Raw genomic sequence first — 14,481 nt, 5'->3', positions numbered from 1 at the left:
CCAACCTCCTGACAATCCGTCAGTGTTGCACGTGAAACACCGCGACTTGCCGCATTCCACAAACCCTGACATCATCCCGCCAGTCCAATTTGCAGGAGGTGTCAGTGCGCCGCGCCGAACGACTGATCCGCATTGTCCAGGCCCTGCGGGAAGCCGCGCCAGGCGCCGTCACCGCACATGAGATGGGCCATCGCTTCGAGGTCTCCGAGCGAACCATCTATCGTGACATCGCCCATCTGATCGGATCCGGCGCACCGATTGATGGCGAGGCCGGTGTCGGTTATGTCCTGCGTCCCGGATTCGACCTGCCACCCCTGACATTTTCCTTTGAACAACTCGACGCGCTGGCGCTGGGCGCGCGGCTCGTCAAGGCGACCGGCGACAAGGATCTGGCCTCTGCAGCCAATGAAGCGCTGGCGAAGATCGAACACGCCCTGCCGGAATCCCATCGTCAGCGCCTGCGCGGCGTACCGCTGTTTGCGGCCTTCCTCGACGACACAGTGCGACCGGAAGCCTTCGGCCCTGTCCGCAACGCCATCGCCAGCAAACGCAAGCTGCGGGTCCGTTATCAATCCCTCGCCGATGATACGACAGAACGGGTCATACGCCCGCTGGCGCTGACCTGTTTCGGGCGCGTCTGGCTGCTCTCAGCCTGGTGCGAATTACGTAATGATTTCAGACACTTCCGAACCGATCGGGTGGAGCGATTGACCGTCCTGGCAGAGAGTTTCGAGGACGAACCCGGCAAACGTTATGAGGATATGCGGCGGGCGGCCTGACGACTTACCAGCTGCCCGTATTCTCCATCGACGCCCAGGGTTCCTGCGACGGCAGATTGTCGCCGCGCTGGAGGAGCTCGATCGAGATGCCATCGGGAGAGCGGACAAAGGCCATGTGGCCGTCGCGGGGCGGGCGATTGATGGTGACACCCATATCCATTAGGCGCAGGCAGCACTCATAGACATTGTCCATGCGATAGGCGAGATGGCCAAAATTGCGGCCGCCCTGATAGTCTTCCGGATCCCAGTTATGGGTCAGCTCGACGCAAGGCAGGCCTTCCGGGATCTTGCCACCGGTATAACCCGCCGCGGCGACATCTTCCGGCGTGGCCAGGAAAATCAGGGTGAAACGCCCCTTTTCACTGTCATAACGGCTGATTTCCGTCAGTCCGAGACCGTCACAGTAAAAGCGGAGGCTGGCCTCCAGGTCGGCGACCCGGACCATGGTGTGCAGATAGCGCATGAAAACCCCCTAAACCGTCAATTATCCGATGTCGGCGATGCACCGGATTTTGCGCCCGAAAGAGCGTCCACTGCCCATTTGGGACGTTTGCGTGGGATTGCAACCTCATCGAGCGGCTCGCCGCGAGCCCGTGCCAGGGCCGGGTTGAAATTCTCCGGCGTACGGGCGTGGTGGATACGGGCGACCACGGCGCCGGCGAAGGCCCAGCAGCCACACAGGCCGAAGAACATGTAGAACATCCAAGGGTAATAGCCGACATCATACCAGGGGCCGCCGTCCAGCATCATGACGATATACGGCCACAGGGCGATCAGGCCGACACCGGCAAAGGGCGTTATGACAACGGCCAGCACCAGCGCCGCAGCGATGTAGAGCGCGCCGCGCGGCTCATGCGCTGACACATAGATCCGTTCGAACGTTGCCGCGTCGACCCCCTTCACCGTTCCCGGCTTGCTGGAACAACGTTCGGCGAATTCGATCCGCGCGTCTTCCATCAGCGAGCGACGGGCCGCCAGCCAGCTCAGAAAAAAGGCGGCAGCCAGAACCAGGGCAATGCCGGCGGCGTAGAGAAAGGGATTACTCATCCCGCCAATCTAACCCCTTGCGGTCTCGTAGGCGAGCATTGCCCGCTTGCGTTCAACACCCCAGTGATAGCCCGTCAGCTTGCCGTTCGAGGCCAGCACACGATGACAGGGGATCAGCCAGGAAATCGGATTGGCACCGACTGCCGCCCCGACAGCCCGCGAAGCCTTGGGCGATTTCACGTGCTCGGCAATCGACTTGTAACTGGTGGTTTCGCCGGGCTGGATGGTCAGAAGCGCCCGCCACACCTGGCGCTGCCATGGCGTTCCATAGAGCGCCAGCGGGAGTTTTTCCGGCCCTGTCGGGGTGAAGATGCGCTCGGCCCACTGGCGAGCTACCGTGTCGTCACGAGTGTATTCAGCGGCCGGATAGCGGGCCTCCAGATCGGCAAAACCACTTTCGACATCCGGATCGGCAAAGGCCATGGCGGACAGGCCGCGCGGTGCGACCAGCATGACGGCATCGCCGAATGGCGAGGGCGCGACACCCCAGGTGAATTGCAGGCCTGCCCCGCGACGCTTGGCGTCACCCGGCGTCACCGCCTCATGGGCAATGAACAGGTCGTGCAGACGCCCGGGCCCCGACAGACCCGCCTCGAAAGCTGCATCGAGCATGCAGGCACCGTCTTCCAGCGCTTCGCGGGCGGTGTCATGGGCCAATGCCCCGACGAATTTTTTCGGGGAGACACCGACCCAGCGCGTAAAGACCCGCTGAAAATGGTGCGGCGAAAGACCGGCCGCCCTGGCGGCGCGGTCGAGGTCAGGATGGTCCCGCCAATTATCACCCAAAAAAGCCAGGGCACCGGCAATGCGGTGATAATCCTTGGACGAGGCGTCGAGCGTATAGAGTTCAGCTGTCATGCGCAGGAGTGTACGCGCTCACCGGCACGGCTCCACCCGCTTCTTGCGGCGGCCCGATATTCGGATGGCCTGCCTGAAGCGGGTCTTTGGCACCGATTGGCAGGTGACGTGAACCAGCTTTGTGCCTAATCGAAGACCATGACCGCCGCGCTCGACCCAGTTTTCACTTTTGCCCTGACCGTTCTGCTGCTGGAACTCACCCCCGGCCCGAACATGGCCTGGCTGGCCGTTCTCAGCGCTGATCGCGGCAGACGGGCAGGATTCTCTGCCGTGCTTGGCGTGATGGCCGGCCTGCTCTGCATCGGGCTGCTCGCAGCTATCGGCCTGGCGGCTCTTGTCGAGCGCACTCCCTGGCTTTTCGGCATGATGCGCTATGGGGGCATGCTGTTTCTTCTCTGGCTCGCCTTGGAAGGCTGGCGGAGCTCCGGAGAGAGCTCGCCCGCTCGATCCGGCAACCACCTGTCGCGTCACTTCCGACACGGGCTGATGATCAACCTCCTGAACCCGAAGGCCGGCCTCTTCTATCTGATCGTCCTGCCGGAGTTCCTTCAGCCTGACCTGCCGCTTCTGCCACAGGCTGTTGGCCTGACCATCCTGTCGGTCGCCATTGCCACCGCCATTCATCTGATCATTGTCCTGCTGGCAGCCCGTGCTGCCGGTTGGTTGAAAAACCCGGCCCGAACCCTCCATGTCCGCCGGGCCCTGGCCATCTTGCTGGCGGTGATCGCCATATGGCTTTTCATCGACAGCGCACCATCCTGACGCCGGAGTGACCGCATGCCTGCCAGTGCCGCCAAACCCAAGAAGAGAAAGCCCCGCCAGCCGCGCGGCCTCAACCGCGAACAGGCCCATGATCTGATGGCCCGTCTCGCCCAGGACCACCCCGACCCCAAGACCGAGCTGGACTACACCAATCCCTACACGCTGCTGGTTGCCGTCGCGCTGTCGGCCCAGGCGACCGATGTCGGGGTGAACAAGGCGACACGGCTCCTGTTCCAGGAAGCCGACACGCCGGAAAAAATGGTCGCACTGGGCGAGGATCATGTCCGCGACCGGGTCAAGACGATCGGCCTGTTCCGCACCAAGGCCAAGAATGTCATCGCCCTCTCGCAATTGCTGATCGAGCGGCATGGCGGCGAGGTTCCCGCAGACCAGGCGGCTCTGGAAGCCCTCCCGGGCGTCGGCAGAAAGACCGCCAATGTGGTGATGAACGAGGCGTTTGGTGTCCCGACCATCGCCGTCGACACCCATATTTTTCGCGTCTCCAACCGCACAAGGCTGGCCCCGGGCAAGGACCCGCTGGCGGTCGAATTGCGGCTGGAAAAGATCATGCCCGACGAATTCCGCCAGGGCGCCCATCACTGGTTGATCCTGCATGGTCGCTATCTGTGCAAGGCGAGAAAGCCGGAATGCTGGCGCTGCCCGGTCGAGGATATCTGCCAGTTCAAGGACAAGACACCTGCGCCGAAAGGCGCCTGACCCAAGCACCGACATCGCCACGACGAGCTCGCCTGGCGTTTTGGGCAGAGAGGGAGTGCGGGATACCGGCCGGAGCCGATAAAGCGCTGATTTAATAACGGTAGCCACGACAAGCATCCCGCACGCGAAGATTTCCCGGGTTGCCTTCCAGCCCCCGAATCGAAGCCGACGGGATCAGGGCGGTCAATCGTTGTGCCGCGAGTCCTGCCGGCGGCCGCACCGGGTCTGGCGGTGGTCAACCCCACCAAACCGGATGCGCTCCGCTATCCCCAAACCCCCGGATAACCGGTCCGGGCCTCAAGATGGCCTGGGAACGGGAGGATTATGCGATGGGTGAAAAGGGGGGAGGATTAGTTTTCCGGATTTTTTCGCAGAGCGCACTTTCCCTCTCCCTTGGGAGAGGGCCAGGGTGAGGGGTAAGTCCCCGTGAAAGCAGAACGAATCCCCCTCATCCGCGCTACGCGCACCTTCTCCCAAGGGAGAAGGAAGGGGGTGCGCGGCGGGGATAAGCTGGCTCTATCAGTCATCAAGGGCAACGGACAACAACGTCAGGATCAGTCCTAAACCAGCGCCTTCAAGCCCCTGGCAAAGACCTCGCCAATCTGCGGACCCTGCTCCGGATAGAGATAAGGTTCGATCAGCTCGATCTCGATCAGGGCGAGTTTGCCGTCGAGGCCGCGCAGCATATCGACACGGGCATAGAGGACATCGCCCTCGATACAGTCGAGAACCGAGCGCGCCAGCGCCAATTCGTCGGCACTGGGCGTATGGACTTCTTCATAGCCGCCATATTCGGACTGGACGCGATAATCGCCCTTCGCCGGGATCTTGCGGGCGCAGTGGGAGAAGTCCCGGTTGAAAAAGAGGAAAGCGTATTCGCCCTCTTCTGCCACAGCCGGCAGGAAGGGCTGGATCATGCAATCGGACGGCGGCAGTTTGTCCGCCGTCGGCAGCGCATCATCGCGTCTCAATCGGGCCTGGCGCCAGGCACCGGCACCCAGTACCGGTTTGACCACCACATCGTCAGCCTCCAGCGTATCGAACGCCGCCTTGATCGTGTCCGCATTGGCAGCGTCCGCCCAAACGGTGGGGATCATCGGTGCCCCTCTGGCCGCCAGATCCTTGAGATAGGTCTTGCGGCTGTTCCAGCGCACGGTTTCGAGTGGATTGAGCAGCCGCGTCTCACGACTGCAACGCTCCAGCATCGCCATGAAGGCCTCGGGCTTTTCCATGTAGTCCCAACAGGTTCCGATCACGACCGCGTCGAAAACCGATGGATCGAAATCCGCCGCGTCCCAGATAACCGGTTCCAGGCTCAGCCCGATGGCCGCGCAGGCCGGCTGCAGGGCGGCGATTTCCAACTCGTATTCCCAGTAGTCCTTGCGGGCATCCGGGTGGTCGCGCAGCATGCAGCTGGCGGTAAGAAAGGCGATCCGGGTCATGGGAGGCTGGCTAGCCGCACGCCGGCGTGACGGCAAGCCTTGTTCTGGAGCGGCGCTGCGTTTAACCCTGCCCCGGAAACCAGCCGAAATGGATGACCCCGATGTCCGATGCCCGTTTTGACGTGCTTGCCGTTGGCAATGCCATTGTCGACGTTCTCTCGCCCGCAACCGATGCATTTCTCGCCGCCGAAGGGATCGCCAAGGACGCGATGACCCTGATCGATGAGGATCGGGCCCGCACGCTCTACGCCCGGATGCAACCGGGCAAGGAAGCGTCGGGAGGCTCGGCCGCCAACACGGTTGCCGGTATCGCTTCGCTGGGCGGAAAGGCTGCCTATATCGGCAAGGTCGCGGATGACCAGCTGGGCGAAATCTTCACCCATGACATCCGCACCATCGGCGTTCATTTCGACACGCCGCCACTGACCGACGGTCCGGCCACGGCGCGCTGCCTGATCAATGTCACACCGGACGCCGGGCGCTCCATGTCGACCTTCCTCGGTGCCGCAGCACTGGTCACGGAAAAGGATGTGGCCGCAGGCGCAGACGCTCTGCAGGCCTCTGAAATCATTTACCTTGAAGGCTATCTCTTCGACCGCGAAGAAGCCAAGCGCGGTTATGTAGCCGCTGCCGAAATGGCCGCGGCCCACAAGCGCCGCACGGCGCTGACCCTGTCGGATGTTTTCTGTGTCGAACGTCACCGGGCTGCCTTCCGGCACCTGGTCGCCCACCATATCGACATCCTGCTGGCCAATGAGGCCGAAATCATCGCGCTTTATGAGGCCAGTGACTTCGACGCCGCCATGGCCCAGGTGCGCAAGGATGTGGCGATTGTCGCCGTGACCCGATCGGAAAAGGGAGCCGTCATTGCCCGCGGCGATGAGATGGTGACCGTCGCAGCCGAACCCGTAACGCAACTTGTTGATACAACAGGGGCTGGTGACCTGTTTGCGGCTGGCTTCCTGCTCGGTATTGCCCAGGAAAAACCGCTCGCTGAAGCCGGTCGGATGGGGGCGATTTGCGCGGCTGAAGTGATCTCCCATTATGGAGCACGACCGGAAATTTCACTGAAAACACTGGCCGAGACAGCCGGGATTGCCTTTGAATAAAGGGACGTCCGGCATTTGCCTAAAAACTTAATGAAACAATTCCGGCATTTTAACCACAATTCAAGTGCTTGCTGACATTCTGATCGCTGAGAACGGGTAGGTGGCGACACCAACCCGGTGTTTGGTGGCGATATCGCGACCCTCTCGGGGGAGCGTTCAGGGGTTAACATGGCACCCATCCGCAAAGCGGTTGCGCGAGTAATGCGATCTCTGGTCATGAAGTTCACGCTTCTGACCGGCGCGTTGATTTTCGCAACGACACTCATGCTGATGACATTGGAAAACGTGTCCGCCCAACGCGAGACCCGTAACCTGTTGATCGAGCGCTCTGTGGCGACGCTGCAAGCGACAGCCAGTCGTCTGGCCAACCCGATCTCGACCAATGATGCCGGCTATGTCGACTTGTATGTCGAGGAGCTGATCGCCTCAATCGGTGCATCCCAGATGTATGTCCTCAACAATCGTCGGGAAGTCCTGGGCGAAGCCTATGATGATGATCGCGAGCAAGGACAGCTCCGGGCCGCTGATATTGCGGTGATGTCTTTGGGTGCAGGCGATCTGCGCTATGACCTTCACGACGGCATGCTGGAGGTTTCGGCACCGGTCTATACCCAGTCCCGCCGCCTGGTTGGCGTGGTCTACATGCAGCAGCCACTGGTCGAGCTGGTCGCCTCACGCAATGCCGCCTTCCAGCGCCAGACCCTGATCGCCCTGTTTGCGCTTGGCATCTTCCTGCCGCTGGCTGCGCTGATTGTGGGCCGCGCCCTGCGCCCGGTGCAGACCCTGACCGACGCCGCCCGCCTGGCCTCATCCAAGAATCTCGACATGCGCATTTCGGTGAAGACCGGTGACGAGCTGGAAGTGCTCGCCAACGCCTTCAACCGCATGTTTGCGCGCCTCGACGGCAATCTCAAACGCATTCACCGCCTGGCCTATGTGGACCTGGTCACCGAGCTGCCCAACCGCGAACGCTTCCGCAAGGAAACCGAACGCGTGGCCCGCAAATCGCTCGAGGATGGCGGCTCAGGTGCCGTGCTTTTCCTCGACCTCGACCGCTTCAAACGCGTCAATGACTCGCTCGGCATAGGCGAAGGCGATCGCCTGCTGGAAATGGTCGGACGCCGGCTGTCCGAGGTGACGCGCGGCTGTGACATGGCGTCGGGCAATACCGAAGACCCGTCCATGGTGGCACGTCTGGGCGGCGACGAGTTCACCGTGCTTCTGCCGACCATCGAAGACAGTGCCGACGCGGCCCGGATCGCCAACAAGCTGGTCGACGCGATCCGCCTGCCGTTTGAAATCTCCGGTCACCAGGTCTTCCTGGGTGTTTCGGTCGGGGTCGCGGTCTTCCCGCAGGACGGGGCCGATCCGGAAACCCTGATGCGGCACGCCGACCTTGCCATGGCGCACGCCAAGCGCGCCGGTGGCTCTGCTGCCCAATTCTTCGAGCCGACCATGAACCAGTCCGCGTTTGAGCGCCTGGTGCTGGAAAACGAACTTCGCGATGCCGTCGCACAAGACCAGCTGGTGGTCTTCTATCAGCCCAAGGTCCTGATGACGGATGGCGCTTGCGCCGGTGCCGAGGCTCTCGTGCGCTGGCAGCACCCGACAGCCGGCCTGCTGTCGCCGGGCGCTTTCATCGAGGCCGCGGAAGAATGCGGCCTGATCGGGGAGATCGGCGACTGGGTCCTGCGCGCCGCCTGCCGCGAAGCCGCCGCCTGGCGCGATCGCGGCCTTGAAATCCCGGTAGCGGTCAATGTGTCGGCCATGCAGTTCGAACGCGATGGCTTCTCGGACTCGGTGCTTGAAGCGCTCGCCGCTGCCAATCTGCCGCCGCACCTTCTGGAACTGGAATTGACCGAATCCATCGCCATGGAAAACCCGGAGCGCGTGATCGAACAGGTCCAGCCCTTGCGCGATCGCGGCGTCAATTTCGCCATCGATGATTTCGGCACCGGCCATTCCTCGCTCGCCTATCTGACGCGGATGCCGTTCGACGTCTTCAAGATCGATCAGAGCTTCGTGCGCGACATGACCACCGATCATCACGCCCGTATCGTCGTCGAGACGATCCTGGCGATGGCCAAGTCACTGAAGCTGGAAACGGTTGCCGAGGGCGTGGAAACACCGGAACAGCACCAGATGCTGCGGGCCCAGGGTGCGACCCTGGCCCAGGGCTTCCTGTTCGCCCGCCCGATGCCGGCCGGTGACTTTGTCGCCTTCGCCACCGAGAGCCATACCGACCGCGCCGTCGGCGAGTAATTGCCACTGCCGGGCAGTTTGCCCTCTTGATCCGCTCCGCCGGGTCGGCCACATCCTGTGGACGACTTCTTTCGGAGACCGGTCCATGACACAAACTTCCTCACCCGATTATGCCGACGCCAGCCTCTGGCGCGGCACGACCATCATCGCTGTACGCAAGGGCGGCCGCCTGGTGGTCGCGGGTGATGGCCAGGTGTCGATCGGCCCGACCGTGATGAAGGGCAATGCCCGCAAGGTCCGCCGTCTGGCCGGCGGAGACGTCATCGCTGGCTTCGCCGGGGCAACCGCGGACGCCTTCGCCCTGTTCGAACGCCTGGAAGCCAAGCTGGAACAATATCCCAAACAACTCGCCCGGGCCTGTGTCGAACTGGCCAAGGACTGGCGGACCGACCGCTATCTGCGTCGGCTGGAAGCGATGCTGATCGTCGGTGACAGCAACGAGACCTTTTTGCTGACCGGGGCCGGTGATGTGCTGGAACCGGAAGACGGCGTGGTTGCGGTCGGATCCGGCGGCAATTACGCCCTGTCCGCTGCCCGCGCGATCTTCGACTATGAGGCAGATCCGGAAGTCATCGCCCGCAAGGCAATGGAGATCGCGGCCCGGATCTGCGTCTACACCAATGAAAACCTGACCGTCGAAACGCTGGAGTCATAGGTCCCGCATCCGAACCAGACGGCCCGCGCATCCACCTTTCACCGAGAGATGAAAAACGGAGGATCGCCTTGACCTGTCGGAAAATCCTGAGCGCTGTCACGCTGGCTTCCACCTTGTGCCTTGCAGGGTTCGCCGGCGCACAGGCTCCCAATTCCATGCTGGCCCGCTATGGCAACGAATTCCGGACCTTGCACACCCTGCCGCTGCGGATTGGCGCCGATGACAGCCTCACCGCTGCGGGCCCGACCGACAGATCCGCCGTGTTCAATGATGTGCCGTTCGACATCTCACTGGCGGCCTTCATCGCCGATGACCAGGCGATCATGGTGCATGCCGAACAGGTCGCTGACGGGTCCGGTGCCGCCAATTATACCCGGTACGAGCTGAGCGAATGGCCGATCCCCGGGTTTCGCCTGAAGCCATTGGATTGTCTCGAAGTCAGTGCGGAGATCGTGAATTCCGAGCATGACCTGGCCTGGCTGCGCGAGCATGGTTTCAATCAGGCGGGCGTGATCTGGATCGAGCAGTATTTCCTGTCCGATGACAGCTTCAACAACGAAGTTGTCATCTCCCTGCTGGTGCGCGGGTCTGATTGCGACGCGGAACCGGCTTCGCGGTTTGCGGAATTGCGGTCAGCCTTGCAGGTCCACCCGCATCATGATTGACGCCGAAATGTCGATCGGTCGAAATACCCTTCACCCCACAACAGCATGAGCGCCAGCAGCAAGGCCAGCTGCAGGACGAGCATCGGTGTGAAAGTCTCGAATCCACCGATCCCGTTGAACAGGTCGTTCAGCGTCAGGAAGAAACTGTCGAGGCGGTAAAGGAAGTAGGACACCAGGAAGACCGGGATGATCAGGGCGCTGCGCTTGAGGTGCAGCCAGAAGCTGACCATTGCAAGTGCCGTTGACGAGAAGAATGCCACCTCCTGCCAGACCGACAATGATGCAAAAAAGGCGTCCGCATCCCAGTTCCACAGGCCGGCCGGCCACAATCCCGCGCGCACCGCGATATCGACCACCGCCCAGCCGATCACATAGATTGTGTGCAGCGACAAAAGGAGCAATGAAAAGCGCGAAAGCCAACGAATATAGGGCGTTATGGTCTTGGCCTTGCTGTCCATCCGGCCCTCCTTTCGTCAGGATTGCGAGTCCGGCGGTCCATAGTCGCCGTATTCCGGCCCCAGGGGCAAGTCGACCGGCGAAACGGTCAGCCGGCAAAAATCCTGCTTTCGTCCCGGAAGGTTTTGAATTCCAGAGCATTACCCGCGGGGTCACGGACGAAGAACGTGCCCTGCTCCCCCGGCTCGCCGGCAAAACGAACATAGGGGTCAAGGATGAATGCCTGTCCCGCCTCCCGGAGGCGGGCGGCCAGGGCTTCCCAATCGGCCCAGTCAAGCAGTAGACCGAAATGCCGGACGGGCACCTGCTTTCCGTCAACCGCGCCGGTCACGACGCCGGCGCATTCGTCCGGCGCCAGATGGGCAACGATCTGATGCCCGAAGAAATCGAAATCGACCCAGGCCTCGGACGACCGACCCTCGCGACACCCCAGCAATCCACCATAAAATTGCCGGGCCTCGGACAGGTCATTGACCGGAAAGGCGAGGTGGAATCTCGGACGGGTCATTGGCAAGTGCCTTTCAGGTCTGGTTTTGCGGACTGCAGCTCATTACATCAGACAGACGCGCCAGCAATGCAAAGACCATAATGACCGATTTTACCCCTCGCGAAATAGTCTCCGAACTCGACCGCTTCATCGTCGGCCAGGCCGACGCCAAGAAAGCTGTTGCCATTGCCCTGCGCAATCGCTGGCGCAGGCGCCAGCTGGACGATGCGCTGGCCGAGGAAGTAACGCCGAAGAACATCCTGATGATCGGTCCGACCGGGGTCGGCAAGACCGAGATTTCGCGGCGCCTGGCCAAGCTCGCCGGTGCGCCCTTCATCAAGGTCGAGGCGACGAAATTCACCGAGGTCGGCTATGTCGGCCGCGATGTCGAACAGATAGCCCGCGACCTGGTGGAAATCGCCATCAATATTGTCCGCGAGACCAAGCGCGAAGATGTGAAGGCCAAGGCTCATGCCGCCGCAGAAAACCGCGTGGTGGATGCGTTGGTTGGTCCCAATTCCAGCGAGGCCACGCGCGAGAGCTTCCGCAAGCGCCTGCTGGCAGGCGAGCTGGACGACAAGGATGTCGAGATCCAGCTGGCTGACAGCGGTGCCGGCATGCAGATGCTCGACATTCCGGGCATGCCGACCGGCGGCGCCGGCGTGATCAATATTGGCGACATCCTCGGCAAGGGCTTCGGCCAGAAGACCAAGACCGTGCGGATGAAGGTCAAGGACGCCTATGAGCCCCTGATCAATGAGGAAGCCGACAAGCTGCTCGATGACAGCCAGATCACGGCTGACGCCATCAAGCTGGCCGAGAATGACGGCATTGTCTTCCTTGACGAGATCGACAAGATCGCGGCCCGCTCGGATGCCCGCGGCGGCGATGTGTCCCGCGAAGGTGTGCAACGCGACCTGCTGCCGCTGATCGAAGGCACGACGGTGGCCACCAAGCATGGCTCCATCAAGACCGACCATATCCTGTTCATTGCGTCGGGCGCCTTCCACGTCGCCAAACCGTCGGACATGTTGCCGGAACTGCAGGGGCGCCTGCCAATCCGCGTCGAACTGTCCGCCCTCAGCGAGGCCGATCTCAAGCGGATCCTGGTCGAGCCCGAGGCCAGCCTGATCAAGCAATATGTGGGATTGTTGGCCACTGAAGGTGTGAGTCTGGACTTCACCGACGATGCCATCGACGCGTTGGCCAAGCTGGCCGCTGACTTCAATGCCAGTGTCGAGAATATCGGCGCGCGGCGCTTGCAGACGGTGATGGAAAAGCTGGTCGAGGATATTTCCTTCACCGCGTCGGACCGGTCCGGCCAGGAAATCACCATCGATGCCGATTATGTCGCCGAACATGTCGGTACGCTTGCCAAGAATGCCGACCTGTCGAAATTCATTCTTTGATCTCGCTGTCGGCGAACAGGGTCAGTCCTTGGCGCGTACTCTCAGCGTCACATAGAAAGCGCCGCTCCCGCCATGTCGGGAGTGTGATTTCGCATACCCTGACACATACTGACTAAACTCAGGAAGCCCCAACCATTCCGGTAGCTTGCGCCTGAGTACGCCGGGCTCTTCGACCTGCTCCCAGGGCGCCGCGTCACGCTCACGCGACTTGAAGCCCTTGCCTGTGATGACCAGCACCGTCCGGTATCCACCGGCATGGGCCATTTGCAGGAAGTGACGGAGCGAGCGCAGCGCCTGGTCCTGGGTCAGCCCGTGAAGATCGATCCGGCCATCGATCTCGAGCCGGCCGCGCCGCACCCGTTTCTCGCCAGACCTATTGTGGGGTGTGGGCGGATCATAGGGCGCAACAGTGCGGGACTTGGGCGATGCCGGGACGGCTGTATTGTAGGCGCGGGCGGCCGTATCCATCGATTTTTGCGATACCGGCTTCGGCGTTTGCGGGGTAGGCGGCTCGGCTTCTTCCAGCGAGCGCAGCCGGTCTTGCGAGATTGGCTTGACCGATTTGGCGACGCGACTCCAGAGCGCACGCTCTTCCGGGCGCATGGTCCGTTTCCGGCTCATCGATCAATTCAGTTCGGTTTCGGCGAACAGGCGCGCCACGACGGTATGCGGAAGCAGGATGGTCCACTCGGCCCGGGCCCTGGTCGTGCCAGCCCGACGCTCGGCGGTTTCACCCCAGCCCCAGAAGAAATCACCGCGCAGCGGGCCATTGATGGCTCCGCCAGAGTCCTGGGCGATCACCAGGCCGGTCCATCCGTCCAGTTCCGGCAGGTCAGCCGACAACCAGACAGGAACGCCATGGGCCATGACGCGCGTATCCACGGCAATCGACGCCATGGGTGTCAGCGCAACACCGGACGAACCGCGCGGACCCAGCTGCGGATTGGCGAGGCTTTCACTCTGGAAGAAGACATAGCGCGGATTGACGCCAAACAACTCTGCGGTCGCCTCCGGTCCACGCGCCGACAGCCAGGCTTCAATGCCCTGTTTCGATGCCGCATGGGCTTCCAGCTCGCCGCGTTGCACCAGTTCACGCCCGATTGAGCGATAGGGGAGGCCGTTATGGGCCGCAAAGGCCGCTCTCTCTTCATGACCATCGGCAAATACCAGCCGCCCCGAACCCTGGATCTGCAGGAAGAACACGTCGACCGGTCGCCCCCAGGCAAAGATATCACCGGCATTGTCGGTCTCTATGCGGGCCCGGTCCTTGTAGAGCACCAATTCCCCGTCACTCACCTCACCGACAATGCGGCGGCCAGCGAGACTTTCATCGAAACGGCCAAGGTCCACTGTGACGAGGTCGTCGGGTCGTCGGCGCAGGGGCTGGGTGAATTCGCCCTGCCGCTCGCGGCGGACTTCCACATAGGGTTCGTAATAACCGGTCAGCAATCCGTCCGAACGGGTCTCAAATGTTTCCGCGTCACGCGCCAACAGACGAACCGGGGTGAAAACGGCTTCAAGGCTTGATCGCGCGGCGTCAGGACCGGCCACGGTCATCGCCGCTGCCGCGCAGGCGCCCCGCCAGTCTTCAATCCGGCCTGCCCATCGGGCCTGGGGGTTCAGCGGGTCACTGTCAGCGCGGCGGTTCAGGCGTGCACAGCTGCGTTGGAAGGCCTGCAGGGCCGGCGCCAGGTCACGCTCGGTCCAACCGGGCATGTCGGCCCATTCCACGGGTTGAAAATCGAGGGTCTCCGGCCGCTCAACAGTCGGCGGTTCCGGTTGCGGTACGGGTTCGGGCGGGCGCGGCTGACAGGATGCCAGCAACACGGAACC

General features: G+C 62.3%; 16 protein-coding genes. 8 read left to right on the top strand and 8 right to left on the bottom strand.

Annotated features, from left to right (window positions below; genetic code table 11):
- Nucleotides 1–104: 104 nt before the first annotated feature.
- A complete protein-coding gene (locus tag MMAR10_RS15425) occupies nt 105–779 on the top strand; it encodes a helix-turn-helix transcriptional regulator (protein ID WP_041637073.1) in 675 nt (224 codons plus the stop codon).
- Nucleotides 780–783: 4 nt separating this feature from the next.
- Here the strand turns inward: MMAR10_RS15425 and MMAR10_RS15420 are convergent, their stop codons facing one another.
- Genes MMAR10_RS15420 through MMAR10_RS15410 form a run of 3 tightly spaced genes read right to left on the bottom strand, consistent with a single transcriptional unit; the run spans nt 784 to nt 2,684 of the window.
- The gene (locus MMAR10_RS15420; protein ID WP_011644920.1) at nt 784–1,242 is read right to left on the bottom strand and encodes a VOC family protein; all 459 of its coding nucleotides are present in this window, start codon (nt 1,240–1,242) and stop codon (nt 784–786) included.
- A gap of 17 nt (nt 1,243–1,259) precedes the next feature.
- Nucleotides 1,260–1,826 carry a hypothetical protein gene (locus tag MMAR10_RS15415; protein ID WP_011644919.1) on the bottom strand — a complete coding sequence of 189 codons (567 nt, stop codon included), beginning with the start codon at nt 1,824–1,826 and terminating at the stop codon, nt 1,260–1,262.
- 9 nt (nt 1,827–1,835) lie between these two features.
- The gene (locus MMAR10_RS15410; protein WP_011644918.1) at nt 1,836–2,684 is read right to left on the bottom strand and encodes a methylated-DNA--[protein]-cysteine S-methyltransferase; all 849 of its coding nucleotides are present in this window, start codon (nt 2,682–2,684) and stop codon (nt 1,836–1,838) included.
- A gap of 138 nt (nt 2,685–2,822) precedes the next feature.
- Between MMAR10_RS15410 and MMAR10_RS15405 the strand changes: the two genes are divergently transcribed.
- Together MMAR10_RS15405 and nth are read left to right on the top strand one after the other, a co-directional pair.
- Nucleotides 2,823–3,446: a LysE family translocator gene (locus MMAR10_RS15405; RefSeq protein WP_011644917.1), complete on the top strand. Its 624-nt coding sequence runs from the start codon at nt 2,823–2,825 to the stop codon at nt 3,444–3,446.
- Between the two features lie 15 nt (nt 3,447–3,461).
- Nucleotides 3,462–4,163: an endonuclease III gene (gene nth, locus MMAR10_RS15400; RefSeq protein WP_011644916.1), complete on the top strand. Its 702-nt coding sequence runs from the start codon at nt 3,462–3,464 to the stop codon at nt 4,161–4,163.
- A 560-nt stretch (nt 4,164–4,723) separates the two neighbouring features.
- On the opposite strand, the gene MMAR10_RS15395 is transcribed toward nth, so the two are convergent.
- Complete coding sequence (locus tag MMAR10_RS15395) at nt 4,724–5,605, bottom strand: ATP-grasp domain-containing protein (RefSeq protein ID WP_011644915.1); 882 nt, start codon at nt 5,603–5,605, stop codon at nt 4,724–4,726.
- A gap of 92 nt (nt 5,606–5,697) precedes the next feature.
- Between MMAR10_RS15395 and MMAR10_RS15390 the strand changes: the two genes are divergently transcribed.
- The 4 genes from MMAR10_RS15390 to MMAR10_RS15375 all read left to right on the top strand — a co-directional run bounded on the left by MMAR10_RS15390 (nt 5,698) and on the right by MMAR10_RS15375 (nt 10,296).
- On the top strand, nt 5,698–6,714 hold the full coding sequence (locus MMAR10_RS15390) for an adenosine kinase (protein WP_011644914.1): 1,017 nt from the start codon (nt 5,698–5,700) through the stop codon (nt 6,712–6,714).
- 216 nt (nt 6,715–6,930) lie between these two features.
- The gene (locus MMAR10_RS15385; RefSeq protein ID WP_233353840.1) at nt 6,931–8,976 is read left to right on the top strand and encodes a putative bifunctional diguanylate cyclase/phosphodiesterase; all 2,046 of its coding nucleotides are present in this window, start codon (nt 6,931–6,933) and stop codon (nt 8,974–8,976) included.
- A gap of 85 nt (nt 8,977–9,061) precedes the next feature.
- Complete coding sequence (gene hslV, locus MMAR10_RS15380) at nt 9,062–9,631, top strand: ATP-dependent protease subunit HslV (RefSeq protein ID WP_011644912.1); 570 nt, start codon at nt 9,062–9,064, stop codon at nt 9,629–9,631.
- Between the two features lie 68 nt (nt 9,632–9,699).
- Complete coding sequence (locus MMAR10_RS15375) at nt 9,700–10,296, top strand: hypothetical protein (protein ID WP_011644911.1); 597 nt, start codon at nt 9,700–9,702, stop codon at nt 10,294–10,296.
- Here the strand turns inward: MMAR10_RS15375 and MMAR10_RS15370 are convergent.
- Together MMAR10_RS15370 and MMAR10_RS15365 are read right to left on the bottom strand one after the other, a co-directional pair.
- Nucleotides 10,287–10,754, bottom strand: coding sequence for a hypothetical protein (locus MMAR10_RS15370; protein WP_011644910.1), 468 nt, complete (start codon nt 10,752–10,754; stop codon nt 10,287–10,289). The genes MMAR10_RS15375 and MMAR10_RS15370 overlap by 10 nt on opposite strands.
- An 86-nt stretch (nt 10,755–10,840) precedes the next feature.
- Entirely contained in the window at nt 10,841–11,260 is a 420-nt protein-coding gene (locus tag MMAR10_RS15365; RefSeq protein ID WP_011644909.1) for a VOC family protein, read from the bottom strand.
- 80 nt (nt 11,261–11,340) lie between these two features.
- On the opposite strand from MMAR10_RS15365, the gene hslU reads away from it, so the two are divergent.
- Nucleotides 11,341–12,648: an ATP-dependent protease ATPase subunit HslU gene (gene hslU, locus MMAR10_RS15360; protein ID WP_011644908.1), complete on the top strand. Its 1,308-nt coding sequence runs from the start codon at nt 11,341–11,343 to the stop codon at nt 12,646–12,648.
- Between the two features lie 21 nt (nt 12,649–12,669).
- Here the strand turns inward: hslU and MMAR10_RS15355 are convergent, their stop codons facing one another.
- Together MMAR10_RS15355 and MMAR10_RS15350 are read right to left on the bottom strand one after the other, a co-directional pair.
- Nucleotides 12,670–13,269, bottom strand: a complete 600-nt coding sequence (locus tag MMAR10_RS15355; RefSeq protein ID WP_011644907.1) for a Smr/MutS family protein — start codon at nt 13,267–13,269, stop codon at nt 12,670–12,672.
- A 3-nt stretch (nt 13,270–13,272) separates the two neighbouring features.
- Nucleotides 13,273–14,364 carry a murein transglycosylase A gene (locus MMAR10_RS15350; protein WP_233353839.1) on the bottom strand — a complete coding sequence of 364 codons (1,092 nt, stop codon included), beginning with the start codon at nt 14,362–14,364 and terminating at the stop codon, nt 13,273–13,275.
- Nucleotides 14,365–14,481: the final 117 nt, after the last annotated feature.

The sequence above is a fragment of the Maricaulis maris MCS10 genome (assembly GCF_000014745.1).
Lineage (GTDB): Bacteria > Pseudomonadota > Alphaproteobacteria > Caulobacterales > Maricaulaceae > Maricaulis > Maricaulis maris_A.
Note: the sequence above shows the minus strand (reverse complement) of the source record. Positions and strands in the feature narration are given on the sequence as shown.

Coding starts and splice junctions, on each gene's coding strand:
- MMAR10_RS15365 (WP_011644909.1), bottom strand. CDS start 11,260: ATGACCCGTCCGAGATTCCACCTCGCCTTTCCGGTCAATGACCTGTCC.
- MMAR10_RS15405 (WP_011644917.1), top strand. CDS start 2,823: ATGACCGCCGCGCTCGACCCAGTTTTCACTTTTGCCCTGACCGTTCTG.
- MMAR10_RS15355 (WP_011644907.1), bottom strand. CDS start 13,269: ATGAGCCGGAAACGGACCATGCGCCCGGAAGAGCGTGCGCTCTGGAGT.
- hslU (WP_011644908.1), top strand. CDS start 11,341: ATGACCGATTTTACCCCTCGCGAAATAGTCTCCGAACTCGACCGCTTC.
- MMAR10_RS15395 (WP_011644915.1), bottom strand. CDS start 5,605: ATGACCCGGATCGCCTTTCTTACCGCCAGCTGCATGCTGCGCGACCAC.
- MMAR10_RS15350 (WP_233353839.1), bottom strand. CDS start 14,364: ATGCCCGGTTGGACCGAGCGTGACCTGGCGCCGGCCCTGCAGGCCTTC.
- MMAR10_RS15390 (WP_011644914.1), top strand. CDS start 5,698: ATGACCCCGATGTCCGATGCCCGTTTTGACGTGCTTGCCGTTGGCAAT.
- MMAR10_RS15410 (WP_011644918.1), bottom strand. CDS start 2,684: ATGACAGCTGAACTCTATACGCTCGACGCCTCGTCCAAGGATTATCAC.
- MMAR10_RS15370 (WP_011644910.1), bottom strand. CDS start 10,754: ATGGACAGCAAGGCCAAGACCATAACGCCCTATATTCGTTGGCTTTCG.
- MMAR10_RS15420 (WP_011644920.1), bottom strand. CDS start 1,242: ATGCGCTATCTGCACACCATGGTCCGGGTCGCCGACCTGGAGGCCAGC.
- nth (WP_011644916.1), top strand. CDS start 3,462: ATGCCTGCCAGTGCCGCCAAACCCAAGAAGAGAAAGCCCCGCCAGCCG.
- hslV (WP_011644912.1), top strand. CDS start 9,062: ATGACACAAACTTCCTCACCCGATTATGCCGACGCCAGCCTCTGGCGC.
- MMAR10_RS15415 (WP_011644919.1), bottom strand. CDS start 1,826: ATGAGTAATCCCTTTCTCTACGCCGCCGGCATTGCCCTGGTTCTGGCT.
- MMAR10_RS15385 (WP_233353840.1), top strand. CDS start 6,931: ATGAAGTTCACGCTTCTGACCGGCGCGTTGATTTTCGCAACGACACTC.